This window comes from Streptomyces sp. NPDC048057 (genome assembly GCF_040653095.1).
In the GTDB taxonomy this organism is placed as follows: domain Bacteria; phylum Actinomycetota; class Actinomycetes; order Streptomycetales; family Streptomycetaceae; genus Streptomyces.
This window is the reverse complement of sequence record NZ_JBEZNF010000027.1, coordinates 44,905-66,754: the sequence shown is the minus strand read 5'-3', so window position 1 is coordinate 66,754 and position 21,850 is coordinate 44,905. Positions and strand designations below refer to the sequence as shown.

Here is a 21,850-nt window from a genome sequence, read left to right as displayed (position 1 = left end):
GCCCCCTCCCGGCGTGTCATCCCGTGTTGTCGGCGGCCATCGCCTCCCGCAGGCTGCGGGGGCGCATGTCGGTCCAGGTGTTTTCGATGAACTCCAGGACCTCCTGGCGGGTGGCCTCCCCGTGGACGGACCGCCAGCCCGGGGGGATCTCGCGGAAGGCGGGCCACAGGGCGTACTGGTCCTCGTCGTTGACCACCGCGTGGAAGCGGCCGTTGTCGTCGTCGAATGGGTTGGGGGGGGTGGTGCTCATGGGGTGACTCCGTTCTCGGTTGGAGTTGGGGGTGGGGTCGGGGTTCCGGGGCCGGCGGTCCGGGCCGGCCGGAGAGGGGGCGGGCTCATCCGGCGCCGGTGAGACGCCAGGCGGCGGCCTGACGGCGGCGGTCGACGAAGCGGCCGTAGACGCCGCCGAGCCGCAGAAGTTCCTCGTGGGAGCCGGACTCGGTGACGCGGCCCCCGTCCAGCACCAGAATCCGGTCGGCGCCCTCGACGGTCTCCAGCCGGTGGGCGACCACCAGCACCGTGCGGTCGGCGGCGAGCCGGGTGACGGCCTGCTGGACCAGCCGCTCGTTCACGGCGTCGAGTGAGGAGGTCACCTCGTCCAGCAGCACGATCGGGGCGTCCTTGAGCAGGGCGCGGGCGATCGAGACCCGCTGCCGCTCGCCTCCGGAGAGTGTGGCCCCACCCTCTCCGACGCGGGTGCCGAGGCCGTCCGGCAACCGGGCGGCGATCTCGTCGACGCGGGCCAGTCGGACCACCCGGTCCAGCTCGTCGGGGCCGGCACCGGGCCGGGCACGCAGGATGTTCTCGGCGATGGACTCCTCGAAGAGGTACGGATGCTGGGAGACCAGGGCGATCCGGCTCAGCAACTGCTCCGTGCCCAGCTCGCGTACGTCCCGGTCGCCGACGAGCACGGCGCCGCTGTCCGGGTCGTGGAAGCGGGCGATCAGGGAGAGCACGGTGGACTTGCCGGCGCCGGAGGGTCCGACCAGCACGGTCAGCGTGCCGGGCTCGGCGCGGAAGGACAGCGTGTGCAGGACCTGGCGGTCCCGGGTGTAGCCGAAGTCCACCTCACGGAACTCCACGGACGGCGGCCCGGAGGCCGCGGGCCGGTGGGGCTCCGGCAGCGGCGGGGTGTCCAGCACCTCGCGGAAGCGACGCAGCCCCACGGCGGCGATGCGCAGGCCGCCGGCGACCTCGGCCACCGCCGTCAGCGGCTCCACGAAACGCACGGCCAGCACCATCACGGCGATCAGCACCGCGATGTCGCCTCCGCCGTCGAGGGCGAGCAGGACGGTGAGGGCCAGCACCGCGGTGAGTACCGTCTGCAGAGCCAGGAAGAGCGGCGCGGTGGCCGCCGAGTTGCCCAGGACCATGCTCCGGGCACCCGCGTCCTGGTCGGTGAGGGCCCGGTCCAGGGAAGCGCCGCCACCGTAGGCCCGTAGCACCGGCTGCTGTCGCGCGTATTCCAGGACCTGCTCGGAGGCGCGGTTGGTGCCGGCCTCCCAGGTGTCTTCGACGCGCTCGATGACCCGGAGGTAGAGACGGTAGGCGAGCAGCGGCAGCGGGGCGCCGAGCAGCAGGGCGAGCCCGATCTGCCATTGCACGGCCAGGGTGACGGCGATGATGGTCGCCGGGGTGGCCACCGCCGCCACCACCGGGGCCACCAGGTGGGCGGGGGCGGTCGCCACGTCGACGGCGGTCTTGGTGACCAGCCGGTTGACGGTCGCCGCGCGTCCTTCGGCGAACCATCCCAGCGGGATGCGGGTGAGTGCTTCGCCCAGCCGGGCGTGGAGCAGCCGCAGCAGGGCGCTGGAGAGCTCACCGGCGTGGCGGTGGTTGCGCAGCATCACCGCGTGGTGGACCAGCACCAGGCAGGCCAGGACCGCGGCCCATGTCCACACCGCGTCCCAGTCATCGGTGAACAGCGCGCCGAGCAGCGGAATGAGGGTGCAGCCGGCGAGCCCCTGGAGGACGGCCGCCGTGCTGACGCGGATCAGCAGGGCCCGCAGCCGGCGGCGGCCCGCCGGATCGAGCAGGGCGAACAGGGAGCGGATCATCGGTTCGACAGCTCGCTTTCGGTGGTGGCGTCGGGCTGCTGCGGCTCTTCGTCGCCCTGGTGGGCGGCCCACAGGGCCGAGTAGCGGGCGCCGCTCGCCAGCAGCTCCTCGTGGGTGCCCTGTTCGACGATGCGGCCGCCGTCGAGCACCGCGATGGTGTCGGCACCGCGCACCGTGTGCAGTCGGTGGGCGATCACCAGGAGGGTCCGGCCCGCGCTGAGCGCGCTGAGCGCCTGCTGGATGGCCGCCTCGCTGTCGGGGTCCACCGCCGAGGTGGCCTCGTCGAGGACGAGCAGTGGCCGGTCGGCGAGGATGGCACGGGCGATGGCGATGCGCTGGCACTCGCCGCCGGAGAGGACGGCGTCGTCGCCGATGACGGAGTCCAGACCTCGGGGGAGGCGTTCGATCACCTCGGTGAGCCGTGCCGCGGAGGCTGCGCGCAGGACCTCGGTGTCGTCGGCGCCGGGGCGGGCCAGCCGGATGTTGTCCCGGACGGAGACGCGCAGCGGCGTGGTGTCCTGGAAGACGAAGCCGATGTGGGCGTAGAGGTCTTCGAAGGAGAGCGAGCGCAGGTCGGTGCCGCCCAGGGTGATCCGTCCCGCGGACGGGTCGTGGAAGCGGGCGGCCAGCTTGGCGAGGGTCGACTTGCCCGATCCGGAGGAGCCGACGAGGGCGGTCATGGTCCCGGGGCGGAGCGTCAGGTCGATGCCGCGCAGGGCGGCGTGGTCGCCGTAGTCGAAGTCCACGGACTCCAGGCGCAGGGCGGCGTCGGCGTCCGGTGCGGACGCGGGCTCGGCCGGTGTGGGGAGCACGGACTCGGCGAGGATCTCCCGGACCCGGTCGGCGGCGCCCCGGGCAGCGAGCAGGGCGTGGTAGTTGAAGCCGACGGCGAGCACCGGCGCGGGTATCGCCAGCCCCAGGACGACGAAGGGCAGCAGCTCCAACGGACCGTCGAGGTATCCGGAGTGCACCAGGGCTCCCCCGGCGACCACCGTGGTCAGCAGCAGGGTCATCGGCGAGAGGGCCAGTTCCATGAAGGTCGCCCCGGCGGAACTGGAGCGCATCCAGTCCCGGTGGCGGTCGTCGAAGTCCTCGGCTGCCTCCCGGTAGGCGTCGTGGGCCCGGCCGAGGGTGCCGAACGTCTTGACCTCGGTGATGCCGTCGGCGAACTGCACCGCGACGGATCCCAGGCGTGCCTGCGAGCCCGCGTACTCGATGAGCTTCTGCGTGGTGCCCCGGGTGGCGATCTTGAGGCCGAGCATGCCGGCCGCCACCGGGACCAGGGTGATGACGGTCATCAGCGGGTCGGACAACAGCAGGTAGCCGACGATCACGGCCGGCACCACCAGCGCGGTGGTCAGCTCGGTGACCGAGTGCGCCACCAGGTGGTGCAGGGCACCGACGTCGTCCTGGACGGCCTTCTTCACCAGGCCGGAGTTGCGCTGGGTGAACCAGCCCAGCGGAACGCGGCCCAGGTGGCCGACGACCCTGCGGCGGAGCAGGGACCCCAGCCGCACGTCGGCCAGGTGGGAGACGGTGGAGGCGCACAGCAGCAGCACCAGCCGCAGGGCCAGCGCGGCTGCGGCGACGGCGACGGCGGTCCATGCCTCGCCCTCGTCGATGGGGTCCCCGGTGAGGCCGGGCAGCAGGATCCGGGCGAGTTCCACCAGGCAGACCAGCGGTACCACAGAGGCCACGGCGGCCACCGCCGAGCACAGCGCGGTGAGGACGAGCCGGCCCAGGACGGGGCGCAGCAGGGCACCCAGCGTGGTGGGTGCGGGCGTCGGGTCGGGGGGCGGCACGCTCATGCGGTGGCTCCGTCTCGCTGGACCGGGCCCGGACGGGCGCCGGTGTCGTGCGGCTGGCGGAAGGCCATGATGATCAGGACCAAGGCCAGCGCCGAGGTGACCGCGGTGGCGGCGGGCAGCCAGCCGGCGTCGACGTGGGCGACGATCAAGCCGCCCAGGGCACCGCCGGCGGCTATGCCGAGGTAACCGAAGCTGGTGTTCAGGGCGAGGGCCTGCGCGGTGAGGTCCCCTGCCACCTCGTGCAACCGGGTCTGCACGGCGGGCGCGCTGAGGTAGGCGGTGACGCCCCACAGGGCGATCAGCGCGAGCACCACGGCCGGTGGCACGGGGCGCAGCAGCCAGAGCGTCCCGAGAGCGAGCATCAGCACGGTGAAGACGCCCAGGCCCCAGCGGATGGTGCGGTCGGGGCCGAGCCGGTCGGTGGCGTAGCCACCCGCGAAGACACCGACGGTGCCCGCCACCCCCAGCACGGTGAAGGCAAAGGCGCGTACGCCGTCCGGCTCGGTCAGTACTCCTTCCAGGAAGGGAACCAGGTAGGTGAGCAGCATGACGGAGCCCATGATGGCCAGCCCGCCGCCGGTCAGGGCCAGGAGGATGGGGCGGGCAGCGAGTGTCCGCAACTGCCGGCGGATGGGCAGGGGCGGCTTGGGCGCGGTGGCGGGCAGCGATACGGCCACCAGCACCAGGCACACCGCGCCGCAGGCCGCCATCGCCCCGAAGGTGGCCTGCCAGCCCCAGGAGGTGCCGATCCAGCTTCCGAGCGGGACGCCGAAGGCGATGGAGCCGGTGACCCCGACGGCGAGCGCGGACAGGTAGCGCCCGCGCCGGGCCTCAGGGGCGAGTTCGACGGTGACGGCGAAGATCAACGGAGTGGCGGCTGCTGCTGCCAGGGCGGCGGCGACCCGCAGCGCGGCCATCGCGGCGTAGTGGTCGACGGCCGTCGCGGCGAGGTTGGCGAGGGTGAACACGGCGAGGGCCGCGAGCACCACGGTCCTGCGGGCGGTGGCTGCCAGCAGCAGACCGGCCACAGGAGTGACGACCGCGATGGTGAGGGAGAAGATCGTCACCAGTTGGCCGGCCATCGCCTCGGAGACGGAGAGGCCGGCGGCGACCTCGGGCAGGATGCCCGCGATCACATGGTCGTCCGTGTAGAAGGTGAATATGGTCAGGAAGAGCACGGGGAGCCACAGCGGTATCGCCGCGCTCCTCCTCTTCGTCGTGTCGATAGCCATCGCCGGCTGATCGTCTCCTCGGCCTGTCGTCTCGGCTGGTGGCGCGGTGCCCCCGCGGCCACGGGGGCACCGCGTGTCCGCTGCGGCGCAGCGGCTCTCGGATTCAGACCTTGGTGGCCTTCAGGTACGCGGCCCAGATGTCCTGGATGTTCTCGGCCGAGCTGAGCTTGCCCTTGCCGGAGGCAAGCGCGTGCAGGTCGTGGGCGGACGCGTAGAAGGCGAAGCCGGACATGCCGAACCACACGTCGGCGTCCGGGGTGACGACCTTTCCGGTGGCGGTGAAGGCCGGGTTCTTGGTCAGTGCGTCCGGGGTGTAGAAGTCGCCGCGCGGGACGACGATGAGCTCGGCGTCCTGCTCCGGCAAGTACTCCTCCGACAGCGGAACCGAGTAACCCTTCGCCTTCTTCTGCTGGAAGGCGGGGCGGGTGAAGCCGGCCTCCGCGATCAAGGTGGAGATGGGCACGTGCGGCGGCATGGTGAAGTTGTTGGCACCGAAGGAGTTACCCAGCAGGGAGAGGGTGGGCTTGCCCTTCACCGCCTTTGCGGCGGTGCCCAGCACGGTCTCGGCCGCGGTGATCTGGCGCTTGCCGAGCTCCTCCTTCCCGAAGAAGCCGGCGGTCCGTCGCACGATCTCGCGCCACTCTCCCTCGATGGGCAGAACGACGGTGGGGGCCAGTCGGCTGAGGCTCTTGTAGTTCTGCCCGGTGGCCCCGGCCGCGCCGGTACCGACCAGCAGGTCGGGCGAGTCCTCCGTGAGCTGTTCCAGCTCGGGTGTCTTGCCGACCTCGATCTTGCGCAGTTCCACGCCGTTGGCGGTGAGGATCTCCTGGGCGCGCGGTTGCGCGCTGGCCAGGTAGACCGCGTCGGGCTTGATGCCGAAGGAGAGCAGGGTCAGTCCGGCGACCTCGTCGAGGGCGATGACGGCCTCCGGCTTGGTGGGCACCTTCACGGTGCCGAGGTCGTGGGAGATCTCGCGAAGGGCCGGGGCTGTCTGGTCCTTCGCGGCCTTGGCGGGCGCGGGGTCGCCGCCGCAGGCGGTCAGCAGGATCGGAAGGGCCAGCGCAACTGCGGCGAGGGCTCGGCGAGTTCTCATTCTGGGGTTCTTCGCTTTCGTAGTGGTGCGTTGCCGCAGAGCGCGGCAAGAGGTTTTCGTCGGTCGTGCGGTCGTGCGGTCAGGCCCGGGCGCTGGCGTTGCCGAGCATCCGGTTGACACGTTGGGCGAGTGGTCTGGGCAGCCGGGACACCACCGCGATGAAGATCTTGTTGCGCAGTCCCGGCAGCGAGAACGTTCGACCGCGCGCCGCGTCCGTGAGACACCGGTCGACGACGTCGCCCGGATCCATCCACCAGCCTTCGGAGACCTGACGGACGTCGATTCCGGCACGGGCGTGGAACTCGGTGCGGACGAAGCCCGGGCACAGCACCATCACCTGTGTCCCGGTCCCCCGCAGGGCCGCGCTCAGCCCCTGGGAGAAGTACCGGGTCCACGCCTTGGAGGCGGCGTAGGTGGATCCCCTGCCCGGAATCAGGCCGGTGATGGAGGACAGGTTGACCACGGTGCCGCCGCTGCCGTTGAGCATGGTCCGTACGGCGGCGTGGGTGAATTCCTGAGGTGCCGTCACATTGACGGCGAGCTGGTCCTCCAGGACCTTCCGGTCCAGCTGCCAAAAGCTCCCGGAAACGCCGAAGCCCGCGCCGTTGACGACGAAGTCGACCCCTTCCTCGATGCGCTCGGCGACCTTCCGCCGGTCGGCAGCGGCCGTGAGGTCGGCGAGGAGCACTGCGCAGTTCGCCCCGTGGCGCTCCTCGGCCCGCCGGGCGACCTCCGCCAGCCGCCCGGCGTCGCGGGCGACCAGGACCAGGTCGTATCCGTCCCGTGCCAGCCGATCGGCGAAGGCCGCCCCGAGACCCGAGCTGGCCCCGGTGATCAGGGCGCGTGGCCGAATCCTTTGTGCCGGGGGTGCCGAGTCAGTCGCCGGCATGGGAGCCCTCCTCCTCCAGATAGGCGTCCAGGTCGTCGTCGGTCATCGTGGAGACCTCGCGGTACAGCTCGGCGATCTCCGCCAGCCTGCCGGGGGCTTCCTCCGTCCGGCGCAGATGGGCGGCGAACTCGTCGGCACTGCGGGTGGCGAAGATGCCGCCGGGGCGGATCCGCGCACCGGCCAGCACCTCCCGGAGTTCCACCACCACGCGGGAGACGCTCAGGGAGTCGCCGCCCAGCGCGAAGAAGTTGTCCTCGGGACCGACCGGTACGCCGTCCAGATGGCGCGACCAGATCTCACGGACCAGCCACCGCAGGGCGTCCTCCGGTTCCGCCGGGGTTCCCTCCGGGACGGCGGAACCGGCCCTGCCCTGCTCCTCCTCGTACCGGCGTGCCAGCGCCTCGCGGTCCACCTTCCCGTTGCGGGTGGTGGGCAGCGTGTCCACGACGACGACCCGCTGCGGGCGCAGGTGCGCGGGCAGTCCCCGCCGGGTCTCGGCCCGGACGGCTTCGGCTGCTTCGTGGCGGTCGGCGTCGCCGTCGACCACCACGAAGGCCGCCAGTCCCCGGACGGCGTGCCGCTCGCCCGGGGGCAGGGTCAGCACGGCGGACCGCCGCACCCCGGGGCAGCCGTTGAGGAAGGCGGCGAGCTCCCCGGGCTCGACCCGGTGACCGCGGATCTGGACCTGGTCGTCCCTGCGGCCGATGAACTCGATGACGCCGTCGCGCCACCGGCCCAGGTCGCCGGTGCGGAAGTAGGTCTCGCCGGTGGCGGGGTCCGTGTAGTGACGACGGCGGGCGTCCTGGGGGTCGGCCAGGTATCCGGGCGTCACTCCGATTCCGGAGACCAGCAGTTCGCCCGTCGCCCAGTCCGGGCGGTCCGTCAGATCGTCGTCGACGACCCGGTAGCGGGTGCGGGAGATGGGGCGGCCGTACGGGACGGTGGCCCACTCGCCGGTGTCGGCGTCCGGATCGGGCACGGGGTGCCAGATGTTCCAGCCGGTGGTTTCGGTGGGGCCGCCTATGCTCACCGGCAGCACCTCGGGGGCGGCCTGACGCAGCCGGCGCAGCACCGGCCGGGGCACCCAGTCGCCGCCGGTGAGGACCAGTCGCAGGGACTCCAGGGCGTCGCCGGTTCCCGCACCGTCGAGCAGCATTTCCACCACGGCGGGTGCCGCGCACAGCGCCGTCACCCGGTGGTGGGCGACCGCCCGGGCCCACTCCTGCGGGTCGGTGGCGCAACCTCGCCCGGCCAGTACGGCCGTGCCGCCGGCGCCCAGGATCGCGAACAGGTCGAACAGCGACAGGTCGTGGTGGAGCGAGGCGAGAGCCAGCGAGGTGTCGGTGGCGGTCAGCCCGAAGGAATCGACGGTGTGCTCCACGCAGTTGGCCAGCCCGCCGAGGGTGATCGGAACTCCCTTGGGCTCGCCGGTGGATCCCGAGGTGAAGAGCACGTAGGCCAGGTCCTCCGGCCCGCGCTCGTCGGCCGGAGGGGGGCTCTTCGGCGGCGCGGCGTCCGGCCGCACCGCGGAGACGTCCACGGTCCCCACGCCTTCCGGGGCGGCGAGCCCGGCGGTCCGGGCGGTCGAGGCGTCGGTGACGACCAGGCGGACGCCGGCACGGCGCAGGACGGCGGCGATACGGTCGGGCGGCAGGTCGTCGCCGAGGGGCAGATAGGGGTGGCCGGCCTCCAGTACGCCGAGGCAGGCGGCGTACTGGCGCCAGCCGCGCTCCAGCAGCACCGCGACCGGCTGGGCCGGGGAGGCGGGACCGCCGCGCGCCGCGCTGACGGCCTCGGCCACTGCCCGGCCGGCGGCGGCGAGTCCGCCCCGGGTGACGGTGAGCTCGCCGTCGACGAGGGCGGGTGCGCCGGGGTCGGCGGCGGCCAGCTCAGCGATCGCGGTGTGCGGCCAGATGCCGACGGGCTCGCGGTGCGGTCCCCGGTCGCGCTCCTCGACCTGCTCCGCGGTGAGGGCGGCGAGCGGACGGGCCGACCAGGCGGCGCCGTCGCGGGCCAGTGCTTCCAACTGCCCGGTGAGCAACCGGAAGACACCGTCCACCACGGGCACCGGGAACAGCTCCTCGACCACGTCCCAGTTGAGCACCAGGGCCCCCTCGCGCTCCCGCAGCAGCAGGTCCATCCAGACCTGCGGGGTCTGGCTGAGCGCGAAGGTCTCGTGGAGCCGGCCGTCGAGGATCCGGTCCACGCCGTCGCCGACGCCGAGTTCGCTGGTCATCACGACGGGGGCGAGCGCGCCGGTGACACCGCCCCGGCGGCGGATCAGCTCGCGGGTGACGTCCATGCCGCTGAAATGGCGGTGGTCCAGGTCGCTCACCAGCCGGTCGCGGATCCGGGCGGCGAGTTCCTCGAAGGAGGAGACACCCGCGGTGTCGACCTCCAGCAGGGTGAAGGAGGCGAACTCGCCCAGGACGTCGTCCATCCGGGGGTGGACGGGGTGCCTGCTCATCTGCGGCACGTTGAGGACGAAGCGCGGCTCGTCGGCCCACTGCGCCAGTGCCCAGGCGTAGGCGGCCAGTACCACCGCGGTGGGGGTGAGCCCGCGTTCGGAGGCGGCCCGGGACACCTGGGACCACCGCTCCGCGTCGACGACGTGGCGGCGGTTGACGAAGACGGGGGCGTCGGCGGACGCGTCCGGGCCGCTTCGGCGCGGCAGCCGGGGGCCCTCGGGGAGGGAGTCGAGCCGTTCGGTCCAGTAGGCCGCGGCCCGCCGGTACTCGGGGGTCTCGCGGATGCGGGCGACGGCGGCGACGTAGTCACGGAAGGAGGGCGTCCCGGGGCGGGCGGCGGCCTCACCGCGCAGCGCGGCGGCCCAGGAGTCGAAGAGCACTTGGACCCCCCGCGCGTCGGCCAGCAGCGCGTCGATGCTCACGCACATCCGCAGCCGGCCACCCGGCAGCTGCACGAAGACCACGCTGAACAGCGGGAAGACGCCGGGCGGACGGATCTCGTGGGAGAGCCGGTGGCGCACGTGAGCGGCTGCCGCGGGGTCGGCGACTGCGTCCACCGTCTCGCAGCGGTAGGGCGGCACGTCGGCGGTGGGGAGCACCCGCTGGGTCATGGTGTTCTCGTCGAAGACGGTACGCAGCATGTCGTGGGCCTCGATGACCTGGCGCAGGGCCCGCTCCGCGTCCTGGATGTCCAGGCCGTCGGGGTCGCCCGGGCCGGTCGCCTCGCGTCCCTCGTACTCCAGGTAGAGGTGGCAGGCGACGCCGCCGCCCTCGATGTCGCTGCCCCGGCCGATGAGGTACGCCTGCTGCTGGTCGAGCAGGTCGAAGGGTTCGAAGCGCAGGTCGGGACGTGCGACGAGGGAGAGTTCGCCGTCGTCCTCCCGGACTCCCCGGGCGCGGCTCTCCACCAGCGCGGCGAAGTTCCGCAGCCGCGGGTGGGCCGTGATGTCCCGGACGCCGATGCGGACCCCGAAGCGTCCACGCACGGCGGCGACGACCGCGATGGCGGCCAGCGAATTGCCGCCCGCCTGGAAGAAGTCGTCGTCCGGGCCGGGGTCACCGGTCCCGATGGCCTCGGCCCAGATGCGGGCGACCTCGCCGACGGTCCCGCCCGCGTCGGCGAGGGCCGGCGGCCGGTCGACGGTCTCGGGTTCGGGCAGCGCCGCCTTGTCCACCTTGCCGCTGGGTGTCAGCGGCAAGGCGGCCAGCAGCACCACTGCGGACGGCACCAGGTAGTGCGGGAGTGCGGCGGCCAGCCGGTCGCGCAGCCGCTCGGCCAGGTCCGGGGCGGAGCCGGCGGCCGGAACCACGTAGGACACCAGCACCTTGGCGCCGCCGGCGGTGGTGCGGGCCGCGGTGGCGGCGTTGGCCACCTCCGGTGCGTCCAGCAAACGGGCGGTCACCTCGTCCGGCTCCACCCGGTGGCCGCGGATCTTGGTCTGGAAGTCGGCCCGCGCGACGTAGGAGAGCTGCCCGTCCGGTAGCAGCCGCACCAGGTCCCCGGTGCGGTACATGCGGGAACCGGGAGGCCCGAACGGGTCGGCGACGAAGCGTTCGGCGGTCATCGCCGCGCGGCCCAGGTAGCCGCGGGAGAGCTGCCGGGCGGAGGCGTAGAGTTCGCCGACCGCACCCGCCGCCACCGGCCGCAGCTCCTCGTCGAGCACATGGGCGGTACAGGTGTCGAGCAGCGGGCCGAGGCGTACCGGGCCGCGCGCATGGCCGCGCCCGCCCCGGGACAGCGGGAAGCCGGTGATGACGTGGGTCTCGGTGGGGCCGTAGTGGTTGTGCAGGGTGACCCGGGGGTTGGCGTCCAGGAAGCGGGCTATCCAGTCGTTCATCACCAGCGGCTCACCGGACTGGTAGACGTGCCGCAGGTCGGGCAGCGTGGTGGCGGTCTCCCACGCGGCGCGGCACACCTCCTGGAGCATCACCTGGGGGCAGAAGTACTCGGTGACGCGCTGTCGGGCCAGCAGCCGCACCAGCGCCTCGGGGTCGGTGCGCTCCTCGTCCTCCGGCAGCACCAGGCACTTTCCGGCGGCCAGGGCGGTGAGTATCTCCTGGCTGGCGACGTCGAAGTTGAGGCTGGCGAACTGCAGGACCCGGCCGTCCGCCTCGGCGGTGGCGGTGCGGCCGTGCCAGTCCACGAGGTTGCCGATGGCGCCGACGGTGTGCACCACGGCCTTGGGGGTGCCGGTCGATCCGGAGGTGTAGAGCACGTAGAGGGCGTCGTCGGGGCCGGTCTGCGCCCAGTGCCCGTCGGCTCCGGCCGTGCTCTCGCCCGGGGCGGAGTCCGGTGCGTCCACCGCGATGGTGGTGAGCTCCGGGTAGGCGGCGAGGGTGGAGCGGTCGCCGAGCACCGTCCGCACTCCGGAGTCCTGGGCCATGTAGTCGAGGCGGCGGCGCGGGTAGGCGGGGTCCAGCGGCAGGTAGGCGGCGCCGATGCGGAGGATCGCGACGATCGCGACGACGGCGTCGGCCGAGCGGGGCAGCGCGACTCCGATGACGCTGCCGCGCCCGTGGCCGTGCTGTCGCAGCAGCCCGGCCAGCGCGGCGGAGCGCTCCCCAAGCGTCCGGAAGTCGAGGCGGCTCTCGCCCCGGATGACGGCAGGGGCGTCGGGCGTCCCGGTGATGCGGCGGGCGATCCGGACGGGCAGCGCGGTGGCGTCCGGCGCGGGCAGGGACTCGCCCCGGATGATCCGTGCGACCAGCCGGTCGGCGTCGACCCGGGGAACGGCGGTGACGTCGTGGTCGACGACGGCGATACGGCCGCCGTCGTCCCCGATGCGCACCTCGACGGCCAGCGGGTAGGCGTGCCGGGGGTCCTCGCTGTGCTCCTCGATGGTGACGGTACGGCCCGGACCTGCGGCGTCCTCAGGCAGGTCCAGTACCCAGCCCCGGTCGACCAACAGCAGGGACCCGCCCTCGGGGTCGGGTGCGTGCGCCGTGCGCCAGGGTGCGTCGGCGGGACCCTCAGAGGCGTCGCGGACGCTTCCCGGCGACGCCGCCGGCAGCAGAGCGGAGAGCCAGGAGCGCAAGCGCTCCTCCGGGATCCGGTCGGGTACGGGGGCGTGGACGCGGCGCCGCGCAGCGAACCTCGGGCGCGGCGTGGAACCGGCGTCGGAGCCGGTACGAGCACCCTGGGCCGCGTGCGGCGTCGGGGCGGGCGAGCCGTCCCGAAGTCCGGCACACAGGGCGGCGGCGGCTGTGTACGGCAGGTGGGCGGTGACCGCCGACCGGGGTGCGGCCAACGAGACCAGGTGCGTCTCCCGGAGCTCCGCGGGGTCGGCGGGCATCCGTGCGACGCGCAGCGTCCAGTCGCCGTCCGGGCGGGACAGGGCGTCGTGCCACTGCTCCCGCTGCAACTCCCGGAAGGCGGACAGGGCGGCTGCGGGCTCCTTCCCGGAGAGGTCGGCGGTGGCGGTGTGCGCGGCGGGGCGGCCGTCCCCGTCAGAGGCGGTCGCCCAGCGCCCGGCGGGCAGCTCGCCCCGGATCCGCAGCACCAGGTGGGCTATCGGCATCCCCATGCTCACTCCGCCTCCGAACGATGACGTGACACAGTCGTGCTCCTCAGAAGATGGAAAGGTCGAGTGGCTCGCCGGCCAGGTGCCTGCCGACGGAGTCGGCGGCGGGCGCCCGACCGGGCGGGTGGAAGGCCAGGGCCCGGGCGGCGGACAGCAGATAGGCGGGGTCCGGGCCGGTGACGAAGGCGAGTCCGCCGAGCAGCCGGGCGAGCCGGGAGCACAGCTCGGGCAGGCGCTCCTCCACGTGCAGCCGGGCCAGCAGCGCGGCGCCCATCGCCTTCTCGGCGGAGGCACCCGCGTCGAAGGTTTCGGCTGCCGCTGCGCAGGCGGCCCGACAGGCGTACAGATCGGCGGCCGCTTCCCCCAGAGCCCGGCGATCGGTGCGCGGGGCGTGTGCGGCCCGGTCGAACAGCGCCTGGGCGGTGCCCAGGTACGTGCCACAGGCGAGGATCTCGAACCAGATCCAGGCCCGGGTCTGGAGCTCGTCCATGCCGCGCTCGGGGCGTCCTCCGGGCAGCAGCATCACGGCGGGCACCCGCACCTCGTCGAGGACGATCTCCTCGCTCTCGGCCGCGGCCAGCACCGGACTGTTCCAGAACGGCCGCACCTGGATTCCGTCCAGGCCGGCGGGGATGACCGCCAGTGCGACCGTGCCGTCCCGCTCGTCGTCGGAACACACGCGGACACTGGTGGTGAGGATGTCCATGGAACGGGCCAGGCTGCAGGGCTTCTTGGCGCCGCTCAGCACGAACTCCTCCCCTCCCGCGACGGCGGTGGCGGTGGTCCGCGGCACGAGGGCGTCGTCACCGCGGCGGGCCTCGGACGAAGCCGAGGCGAGCAGACGGCGGTCGCGGGCGACGGCGGCCAGCAGCGACCACTGCGGCGCGTCATCACCCACGTGGACGCGCAGGTACTCCACGAAGGAAACCACCGCCAGGTGGTGCATCATCGTGCCCACACCGAGCGAGGGGGAGCGGGTCGCGAGCGCGGACTGCACCCGCAGTGCCTGACCGCAGTCCAGTCCCGAGCCGCCGTGGCGGGTGGGGATCAGCAGCCCGGGGCCGCCCGCTTCACGGAACAGTCGCAGTACCGGGCTGGCGGACGATTCCAGCTCGGCCAACGGGTACTCGGCCAGCCGGTCGAGCAGGCCGGGCAGCCGCTCCTCGGCGAACGCGGCGTCGGCCGCGGTCAGTTCGGTCCATCGTGGTGCTGTCTCAGGCATCGCGCCGCTCCTCCTCGGTGGTGGTCAGGTGGTCCCGCACCCAGCGGGCGAGCCGCCGCGGGGTGTCATGGGTCTGGAAGACGTCGATCGGCACCGGCACACCGAGCGACTCCCGGATACGGCGACGCAGATCGATCGTGGTCAGCGAGTCCAGCCCCAGTTCCCGGAAGGACCGGTCGCCCTCCTCGGCCGCCCGGCCGCCCGGGAGCTGGAGCACCTCGGTGACCCGGGCCAGCACGGCCGCCTCGGCGTCCGCCGGGGCCGACGCCGTGCCGGGGGCGGCCCCCGTGGTGGGCGGCGGCGGGGCCGGCAGGACCGGCCGGGCGGGAGCCGGGGCGTCCGTCCGGATCCAGAACCGCCGGTGCCGGAAGGGGGTGGGCGGCAGGGCGGCGACCTCCTCGTCCCCCGTGGCGTCCCGGGGACGTGGTCCCGGGCCCCCGGGCAACGCGTCGTCCCAGCGAACCGGGACGCCCTGGGTCCAGGCGTAGCTGAGCCGGGCGAGGAAGTCGCGGTAGCCGCCCTGGTCGCGGCGGAGGCTGCCGACGACGGGCGCGGGCCGCTCCCGCAGACCGTCCAGCACCGCGGTGATCGGCGCGGTGAGCACCTCGTGCGGGCTGACCTCGACGAACGCGGCGGGGCGGGTGTCACTGATGGCGGCCACCGCGTCCGCGAAGCGGACCGTGCCACGCAGGTTCTCGTACCAGTACCCCGCGTCCACTTCGGCACCGGTGAGCCAGTCGGCCCGGGTGGTGGAGAAGAACGGGACGCGGGCCGGACGCGGCACGATCCCGGCGAGCCGGTCGGTCAGCGCGCGGGCCACCGGCTCCACCATCGCGGAGTGCGAGGCGTAGTCGACGGCGACCGCGACGGTGCGGATCCCGGCGCGCCGGCAGTGGTCGGCCAGCTCTTCGACGGCCTCCGGCGGCCCGGAGACCACGGTGCTGCCCGGCCCGTTGCAGACGGCGACCTCCACGGAAGCGTCACGGCGCCCGGCCAGCAGCCGCCTGGTCTCGTCCTCGTCCAGGCCGAGCACGGTCATGGCGCCGGTACCCGCCAGGGAGGAGAGCAGCCGCGCCCGGGTGGCGACCACGGCGGCCGCGTCCTGAAGGGTCAGGGCCCCGGCCGCGTAGGCCGCCGCCACCTCCCCCTGGGAGTGGCCGAGCACCAGGTCCGGCGCCACTCCGCTGCTCCGCCACAGGGCGGTGAGCCCGGCCATCATCGTGAACAGCGCCACCTGGACGCCCTCCAGGGAGTCCGCGACACCGGCCGGCTCCTCCCCGGCGATCAGACGCGTGACGGAGAAGTCCACATGGGGAGCGAAGGCGTCCGCGCAGCGATCCACTTCGCGGGCGAAGGCCGGGGCCTCCCGCAGCAACCGCCGGCCCATCCCGGGCCATTGGGAGCCCTGGCCGGGGTAGACGAAGGCCACGGCGTACTCGCCGTGCGCGGTGCCGCGCGCCACGCCCTCCAGCGGCGCCCCGGTCCGTGCCGCCTCCAGGCCGGCGAGCAGCCCGGCGCGGTCGTGCGCGACGACGGCCGCCCGGTGCGGGAGCGCGGCCCGGCGGGTGGCAAGGGTGCGGGCAGCCGCCGGCAGCCCCGGGCCGGGCTCGGCCAATGCCCCGCTCAGTCGGCCCAACTGGGTTTCGAGCGCCTCCGGGCAGGCGGCGGAGACGACGAACGGCAACGAGGTCCGGGGCGAGCGGGTTCCCGGCGGGAGTTGCGGACTCCGAGCCGGATCCGGGCTCTGGCTCGCGCCCGGGTTCGGGTCTTCGAGGATGAGGTGGGCGTTGGTGCCGCTCATGCCGAAGGAGGAGACGGCGGCCCGGCGGGTGCGGCCCCCGCGCGGCCACGGGACCGGCTCGGTGAGCACCCGCACGGCGTCGGACGGCCAGTCCACCTTGGGCGTCGGCTCGATGCCGCGCAGGGTCGGCGGCAGTTCGGCGTGGCGCAGTGCCTCGACGACCGCGATGACCCCGCCGATTCCCGCGGCGGCCTGGGTGTGCCCGGTCAGCGCCTTCAGGGAGCCGATGTGGAGGGGGCCCGGGCCGGCCGCCGGGTCGCCTTCCGTGCCTGCCCGGGAGGTGCAGTAGCTGTCGATCAGTGCCTGCGCCTCGACGGCGTCGCCCAGCACGGTTCCCGTTCCGTGCGCCTCCACGGCGTCGATGTCCGAGGGGCGCAGGCCGGCGTCGGCCAGTGCCCGCTCGATGACCCGCCGCTGCGCGGTGCCGCTCGGTGCCGTCAGGCCGTTGCTGGCCCCGTCCTGGTTGACGGCGCTGCCCGCGACGACGGCCAGCACCGGCAGGCCCCGGCGACGCGCCTCGGAGCGTCGGGTCACCACCACCACGCCGGCTCCCTCGCTCCACACGGTGCCGTCGGCGTCGGTGGAGAAGGGGCGGCAACGGCCGTCCGCGGACAGTCCGCCGAGCCGCTGGAAGTCCCGGTACATCCTGGGGGTGGACATCACCGTGATCCCGCCGGCCAGGGCGATGTCGCACTCACCCTGGAGCAGCGAGCGAACCGCGAGGTGCAGGGCGACCAGGGAGGAGGAGCAGGCGGTGTCGACGGTCAGCGCCGGTCCGGTCAGGCCCAGATGGTAGGCGATGCGCCCGGAGAGGACGGCGTTGGAGGTGCCGGTCAGTTCGTGTCCGCCGAGCTCGTCGCCGGCCTCGTGGGCGGCCTGCGCGTAGTCGCCCGCCATCGCGCCGAGGAACACCGCTGTCTCGGTGCCGTGCAAGGAGCGGGGGTCGATCCCGGCACGCTCCAGCGACTCCCAGCACAGTTCGAGCATGATGCGCTGCTGCGGGTCCATGGCGCGGGCCTCGCGCGGTGAGACGCCGAAGAAGGGGGCGTCGAAGCCCGCCACGTCGGCCAGGAATCCGCCGGATCGAACCCGTATCCGCTCGTCGGACCAGTGCTGACCCCGGTCGTCGGGGAAGCCCCCGACGGCGTACGGCCCGAAGGACGCCAGCCGCCACAGTTCCTCGGGGGACGACACCGCGCCGGGATAGCGGCAGGCCGCCGCCGCGATGACCACGGGATCGGGCTCCGGCTCGGAGTCGGGGGAGCGCCGCACCGGTCGCGCGGGAGCCGGGGTGCGCGGCGGTCCGCCGGGGCGCTGCCCGAGGCGGGCGGCGATGTGCTCGGCCAGCGCCCGGGGGGTGGGGTGGTCGTAGACGAGCGACGCGGCGAGGTTCAGGCCGGTGCGTGAGGCCAGTTCGGCGCGCAGCTCCAAGCCGTCGACCGAGGTCGCTCCCAGGTCGGCGAGAGGAGTGTCGGCCGACCGGGTGTGGATGTCGGCGACGTCCAGTACCTCGGCGATCGCCGCACGCACCAGGGCCAGCGGGTCTCGCAGCGCCTGTGCCGCCGGGCCGGGGGCTTCGGCCGCTGGGTCGGACGGGCGGGAGGCGGCTGCGGCCTGCTCGCCGGACCCGTGGTCGCGTCCGGTGAAGCGGTAGGTGGGCAGCGGGGTCCAGCCGGCGGCGTCCAGACCTGGCAGCGCGTGCCACCGCACCGCGTGGCCGTGGGACCGGGCGCGCGTCAGCGCGTCCAGGAAGGCGACGTACTCGGAGTCCTCCTCGTGCCCGAAGGAGGCGGCGGTCATCTCGGGGCCGTCTTCCTCGGCGGCCCTCACCAAGGGGGTGAGCGTGCGGGTGGGACCGAGCTCCAGGCAGAGCCGGACGCCGTCGGCCCGCAGCGTGGCGAGGCCGTCGCCGAAGCGGACGGTGTGGCGAATGTGCCGTACCCAGTAGTCGGCGGTGATCAGGTCCGCGCCCTCGGCGAACCGGCCGCTCAGGTTGGACAGCACCGGTCGCGCCGGTCTGCGGTACGTGATCGCGGCGGCGGTGGCGCGGAACTTTGCCAGCACCGGATCCATGTGCCGGGAGTGGAAGGCGTGGCGGACCGGAAGACGCCGGGTGCGGTATCCACGGGCGCGAAGAGCCTCCGCGCAGGCGAGCACGGTGGCGCGGTCTCCGGAGATGACGGTGGAGGAGGGGCCGTTGAGCGCGGCGATCTCCACCTCGCAGCGGAGGGCGGCGAGGGTCTCGCGCACCCGGCTCTCCTCGGCCCGTACCGAGACCATCGCGCCGACGGGCTCGGCCTCGGCCATGGCGGCACCGCGCGCGACCACCAGCCGTACGGCGTCGGCCAGGTCGAGGACGCCCGCGACGTGGGCGGCGGTGAGCTCTCCGACGGAGTGGCCGCCCAGGACATCGGCGCGGACGCCGAGGTCCTCGGCACAGCCGCTGAGCGCCACCCCGTGGGCGAACAGGGCGATCTGGGTGTAGCGGGTGTCGTGCAGCGGATGGTCTTCCGCCGCTCCGTCGCGGACACGGGTCAGCTCGCGCAGCGGAATGTCGAGGAGCGGGTCGGCGTGCGCCGCCACGGCATCGAACCGCGCGGAGTAGCCGGGCAGTTCGAGGAGTCCGCTGCCCATGCCGGGCCGCTGGGCGCCCTGCCCGGGAAAGAGGAAGGCGGTACGGGTACGCGGACCGGCGCCCGAGTGCACGGCGCGCCCCGGGATGCCTTGCGCGATCCGGTCCAGGCGGCCGGTGAGTTCGGCAGCCGAGCGGGCGGTGAAGGAGGCGCGCTGGGACAGCCGGGCGCGCCGAGTGGTGAGGGTGCGGGCCACCGAGGCCAGGGCTCCGGGCCGGGCCAGCAACTCGCCCTGTGCCTCGGCCCAGTCGCGCAACGCGGCGGCGGTGGCGTGCAGCGACTCGGGGGAGGCCGCGGACAGCGTCACGGGGACGGCCTCGGGGGCGGGTGTCTGCGCTTCGCCCCCCGGGTGCCCGGAAGAGGGTTCCGCAGGCGCCGGCGGCGGAGCGAGCACCACGTGGCAGTTGGTGCCGCCCATGCCCAGGGAGCTGACGCCGGCGAGGGCTCCCGGCGGCAACGGCACGGGAGACGCGGGCACGGTGATGCCGTCGTCGGCGAGGTGGCGGGCCAGCGCGCCACCCCGGTGCCCGGCCGTGCCCGGCACCGTCCCCCGGGCGACCACCAGCACCGCCTTGACCAGGCCGAGGAGTCCGGCCGCGCCTTCCAGGTGGCCCACGGTGGTCTTGATCGAGCCGACAGCGGGTCCGGTGTCACCGGAGCGGGCGAAGACCTGGCTGAGGGCGTCGGCCTCGGCGCGGTCGCCGACCGGGGTGCCGGTGCCGTGGAGTTCGACGAAGCCGACGGCCGCGGGGTCGACCCCCGCGGCGGCGCAGGCCCGCCGGATGGTCCGGGCGTGCGCCTCGGGGGCCGGCACCAGCAGGGTGCCGGAGCCGTCGTGGGTGACGGCGCTGCCCCGGAGCACGGCGTGGACGCGGTCCCCGTCGCGCAGCGCGTCGGCGAGGGGGCGCAGCAGGACGGCCGCGCCGCCCTCGCCGCGTACGTAACCGTCGGCGTCGTCTTCGAAGAGCGTGGCGCGGCCGGAGGGCGACTGGCCCCCGAACGAGGCGGTGGCGGTGGCGTTCTCGGTGGAGAGGTTGAGGTTGACGGCGGTCACCAGCGCTCCGGCGCAGTCGCCCGCCCGGATGGCCTGCGCGGCGTGGTGGACGGCGACCAGCGCGGAGGACTGCCCGGTGTCGACGACGAGGCTGGGGCCGTGCAGCCCGAAGGCGTGGGAGACCCGGGCGGCGATCATCGAGGGCGCGGTGGCGGCCAGGGTTCCCGGTCCGATGGCGCCGCGACGGCGGGCGGCGTGTTCCATCGCCCAGTCGGCGCCCATGGATCCGACGAAGACGCCGAGGCCACGCTCGCGCGGTGCCGAGGGATCCTGGCCGGCGTCCTCCAGGGCGGTCCAGGCCAGCTCCAGCGTCCACCGCTGGTGGGGGTCGATGGCGGCGGCTTCCCGGTCGGACATGCGGAAGAGACGGGCGTCGAAGCGCCCGGCGTCCGGATGGTAGGAGCCCTGTCCGACCCGCGTGCGCACATCAGCCGGTACTTCTGCGGTCGCGAAGCGGCCTTCGGGCGCTCGGCCGTCGGGGCGGCGGCCCTCGGCCAGCAGGTGCCACAGCTCGTCGGGGCTTTCGGCGCCGGGCACCCGGCAGGCGAGGCCGACGACGGCGATGTCCTGGCGGGCCCGCCGCGGGGCGTCTTCTTCCCGGGTGCCCCGCGGCGGGGCACCCTGCTCGGGGTGCGTCATGCCGGCTTGCCGCCCTCCGGCAGCGAGACCCGCGGCCGTGTGGCGGGCGCGGGGGCGTTCCGGTTCTCCGCCAGGACGCGATCCGACAGCAGCCCCAGGGAGCTCAGGTTGGCGAACCCGGGGCCCTGCGCGTAGGCGGCGAGGGTGGGCAGCAGCAGCTTGGGCAGCAGGCCGTCGAGGGAGAGGTCCGCGCGGATGTGCCGCTCCAGGGCTTCCGCGGTCTCCGGGGCGTCGCCGACGATCGCTGCGACGGCGGCGCGGGCCCCCTTCCCCAGCAGGTCCAGGAACCAGTCGGGGCGAGCTCCGGTGGCGTCGATGACCACGTCGAAACGGCAGGTGTGCTCGGCACGGCCCGGGTTGTGCAGCGTCAGTTCCACCTGGGTGCCCGCACGGCGCACGGCGGTGACGGTGCCCTGCTGGTGCAGCACCGCCGCCTCCGTCGCGATGGCTTCGATGGCGCGGGGCGAGTACACCCCCCGGTCGGTACGGGCGATGACCTCGCGCCGGTCCCGCTCCGGCAGTTCGCGCCAGCGTTCGGGGCTGGAATAGAGGGCGTTCTCGAAGAAGCCCTCGCCACGGCTGTAGACCACGGGGTACGGGCTGATCACGGTGGTCCGCCCGGAGTGCTGGCGGATCAGGTCCTCGACGACGGCGGCGGCGGTCTCTCCTCCGCCGACCACGGCGACGCTGGGGTCGAGCAGCGTGGTGTCCAGGCCGAGCCGCCAGAACTCCTCGATGCTGCAGACCGCGTCGCTCGCCAGCCGGCCGTCGTGCGGGCCCGGGCCGCTGATCATGACGTGGTCGGCCCAGAGGACGGCGGAGCCTCCGGTGCTGCCTTCGACCGTGACCTCCCACTGGCCGCCGGAGGTCTCCAGTCCCCGCACCCAGCCGCTGACCAGGGGGAAGTCGATGTTCTCGGCGGCCCACCGCAGATAGGCGGCCCAGTCCGCGTGGCGTGGGCTGGGGCGTCCCGCGTCGACCCAGGCCGCGTAGCGGCCGGCGGACACCAGGAACGCCGTCCAGGAGAACTCCTGCATCCGCGTGTTGACCGCGACGTCGATCTCGGTGCCGTGCCCCCGGGAGGCGTAGGGGAATCCGAGGTCCTTCTCCGGGCTGGTGGACAGCCGGGGGCGGCCGTTGGTACGGCCGCCGACGGCTGTCCAGTTGGCCCCGACGTCGTAGGGTTCGACGACCAGCACGCGAGACGCGTCCACGCCCAGTTCTCTGAGCACCTGGCTCTTGGCCGCGGTGGCCAGCGCCTTGGGGCCCGCGCCGACGACGCAGATCAGCCCCCGCGTCTCGGGTCTCCCGGCGCCGAAGCGCCGTTGGGCGTCCTGAAGGGACAGCGACTCCATCGGCTCAGTGCTCCAGCTTCCGTACGGTCCCGCCGGGGGCGGGGTGGCGTGGGTGTTGGGGGGTGTCGCGGCGGACAT

Annotated in this window: 10 protein-coding genes; all 10 read right to left on the bottom strand. The window is 74.0% G+C overall.

Features of this window, described 5'->3' with window-relative positions; genetic code table 11:
* Nucleotides 1–16: 16 nt before the first annotated feature.
* The gene (locus tag AB0E05_RS28105) at nucleotides 17–250 is read right to left on the bottom strand and encodes an MbtH family protein (protein ID WP_361968428.1); all 234 of its coding nucleotides are present in this window, start codon (nucleotides 248–250) and stop codon (nucleotides 17–19) included.
* Between the two features lie 85 nt (nucleotides 251–335).
* Nucleotides 336–2,057, bottom strand: a complete 1,722-nt coding sequence (locus AB0E05_RS28100) for an ABC transporter ATP-binding protein (RefSeq protein ID WP_361968426.1) — start codon at nucleotides 2,055–2,057, stop codon at nucleotides 336–338.
* Nucleotides 2,054–3,865, bottom strand: coding sequence for an ABC transporter ATP-binding protein (locus AB0E05_RS28095; protein WP_361968424.1), 1,812 nt, complete (start codon nucleotides 3,863–3,865; stop codon nucleotides 2,054–2,056). The genes AB0E05_RS28100 and AB0E05_RS28095 overlap by 4 nt, the downstream gene beginning before the upstream one ends.
* Nucleotides 3,862–5,097 carry an MFS transporter gene (locus AB0E05_RS28090; RefSeq protein ID WP_361968422.1) on the bottom strand — a complete coding sequence of 412 codons (1,236 nt, stop codon included), beginning with the start codon at nucleotides 5,095–5,097 and terminating at the stop codon, nucleotides 3,862–3,864. The genes AB0E05_RS28095 and AB0E05_RS28090 overlap by 4 nt, the downstream gene beginning before the upstream one ends.
* A gap of 103 nt (nucleotides 5,098–5,200) precedes the next feature.
* Nucleotides 5,201–6,190: an ABC transporter substrate-binding protein gene (locus AB0E05_RS28085; RefSeq protein ID WP_361968420.1), complete on the bottom strand. Its 990-nt coding sequence runs from the start codon at nucleotides 6,188–6,190 to the stop codon at nucleotides 5,201–5,203.
* A gap of 79 nt (nucleotides 6,191–6,269) precedes the next feature.
* Nucleotides 6,270–7,079, bottom strand: coding sequence for an SDR family NAD(P)-dependent oxidoreductase (locus AB0E05_RS28080; RefSeq protein WP_361968418.1), 810 nt, complete (start codon nucleotides 7,077–7,079; stop codon nucleotides 6,270–6,272).
* Nucleotides 7,066–13,071, bottom strand: coding sequence for an amino acid adenylation domain-containing protein (locus tag AB0E05_RS28075; protein WP_361968416.1), 6,006 nt, complete (start codon nucleotides 13,069–13,071; stop codon nucleotides 7,066–7,068). Before AB0E05_RS28075 ends, AB0E05_RS28080 begins: the two co-directional genes overlap by 14 nt.
* Nucleotides 13,072–13,114: 43 nt before the next feature.
* Nucleotides 13,115–14,290 carry an acyl-CoA dehydrogenase family protein gene (locus AB0E05_RS28070; protein ID WP_361968414.1) on the bottom strand — a complete coding sequence of 392 codons (1,176 nt, stop codon included), beginning with the start codon at nucleotides 14,288–14,290 and terminating at the stop codon, nucleotides 13,115–13,117.
* Complete coding sequence (locus tag AB0E05_RS28065; RefSeq protein WP_361968412.1) at nucleotides 14,283–20,417, bottom strand: beta-ketoacyl synthase N-terminal-like domain-containing protein; 6,135 nt, start codon at nucleotides 20,415–20,417, stop codon at nucleotides 14,283–14,285. The genes AB0E05_RS28070 and AB0E05_RS28065 overlap by 8 nt, the downstream gene beginning before the upstream one ends.
* Nucleotides 20,414–21,772: a SidA/IucD/PvdA family monooxygenase gene (locus tag AB0E05_RS28060; protein WP_361968410.1), complete on the bottom strand. Its 1,359-nt coding sequence runs from the start codon at nucleotides 21,770–21,772 to the stop codon at nucleotides 20,414–20,416. Before AB0E05_RS28060 ends, AB0E05_RS28065 begins: the two co-directional genes overlap by 4 nt.
* Nucleotides 21,773–21,850: the final 78 nt, after the last annotated feature.